This window comes from Pseudomonas floridensis (assembly GCF_002087235.1).
In the GTDB taxonomy this organism is placed as follows: domain Bacteria; phylum Pseudomonadota; class Gammaproteobacteria; order Pseudomonadales; family Pseudomonadaceae; genus Aquipseudomonas; species Aquipseudomonas floridensis.
The window spans coordinates 1-690 of sequence record NZ_MUIO01000157.1 but is presented as its reverse complement, the minus strand read 5'-3'; the positions used below and the strand labels follow the sequence as shown (position 1 = coordinate 690).

Sequence of the window (690 nt, the reverse complement as noted above, 5' to 3'; positions counted from 1 at the left end):
CTCGTACACGGTGTACCGCTGGGAATGCGCAGTGCGGGCATCGGTGGTGATGGGTTTTGTCGGCGCGGGTGGTCTGGGTCAGCAGATCGACTTGTCGATGCGCATGTTTGCCGGCGCCGAAGTGGCGAGCATGCTGCTGACCTTTCTAGTGCTGGTGCTGCTGGCCGATCAATTGAGCCGCCTGTTGCGCGGGAGGTTCACATGAGGCGCGCAGGCAATATCCTGCTGCTGATCGCGATCATCGCGGCGGTGGTCGGCTCGTTCGTGTACCTGGGCATGGACCTGCTCAGCCTGGGCAGCCCGGAAAATCTGGCGCAAATGGGCCGCTATGCCTTTCGCTTCATGAGCCCGGACCTCAGTGCCGCTCATTTACAGGCCATCGGCAAGGGCGCGCTGGAAACCCTGTCGATGTCCGCACTCGGCACGCTGTTGTCGGTGATTGGCGGATTGTTACTGGCCCTGCCCGCTGCCGGTCGTTTGGGCTGGCCGTTGCGCAGCCTGAGCCGGCTGCTGCTCAATGCGCTACGCGCCATTCCCGAACTGGTGTGGGCGGTGTTGATGGTGCTGGCCGCAGGGCTCGGGCCGAACGCAGGCACGCTGGCGCTGGCCTTGCACACCACCGGCGTGCTCGGCCGACTGTTTGCCGAAGCGCTGGAGAACACCACCCCCGAACCTGCCGCCGCGATTCGC

The 690-nt window shown here is 64.8% G+C and carries 2 protein-coding genes; both read left to right on the top strand.

Translation table 11 applies throughout. The annotated features are described in order from the left end of the window. On the top strand, positions 1 to 205 hold a 205-nt coding region (locus BZK31_RS27355; RefSeq protein WP_425273307.1), incomplete at its 5' end, for a PhnE/PtxC family ABC transporter permease. Then, the coding region (locus BZK31_RS27350; protein ID WP_425273306.1) for a PhnE/PtxC family ABC transporter permease at positions 202 to 690 on the top strand (489 nt) is incomplete at its 3' end. The genes BZK31_RS27355 and BZK31_RS27350, both read left to right, overlap by 4 nt.